General features: G+C 58.5%; 1 pseudogene. It reads right to left on the reverse strand.

Annotated elements, in window-relative coordinates:
- Positions 1-410 (reverse strand): annotated as a pseudogene (locus tag Q1A40_RS22965) (cell surface protein); the annotation flags it as partial.
- Positions 411-472 lie beyond the last annotated feature (62 nt).

The following is a 472-nucleotide window of genomic DNA, read 5'->3' on the forward strand; positions in this document are numbered from 1 at the left end:
GTTGCGCTCGAGGCCTGACCAATGGCCACGCTGTTTGAGCCGCTGGCAATGGAGTCAACGCCGCTACTCGCTGAGCCTGTGCTGAAGAATTTAATCGATCCCCCATTGTTGATAATGTTCTGTACGTCACCCGTGAGGTCGAAGATATCCGAGGTATTCTGATCGACCTGGCTGCCGACCGCCATCAGCTGCTCAACATTCACCGCGTCATTATTGTTGGTACCTGCCGCGATCCCGGTGATTTTCCGGTTGCCGCCGGCAGTCCCAAAGGCCACCTCACCGACGGAGTTCTGAATGGCCGTTAACCGGTAAGCACTGTAGCCGCTCTCTGCCCCCTGGGTGGTGACTGAATTTGCGCCCAGCGCGAGGCTGTTTGCGAAGCTGGCATGGGCACCATTACCGAACGCCACGCTGTCTTCCTCCGTTGCGCTCGAGGCCTGACCAATGGCCACGCTGTTTGAGCCGCTGGCAA

The organism is uncultured Cedecea sp. (assembly GCF_947498825.1).
In the GTDB taxonomy this organism is placed as follows: domain Bacteria; phylum Pseudomonadota; class Gammaproteobacteria; order Enterobacterales; family Enterobacteriaceae; genus JGM124.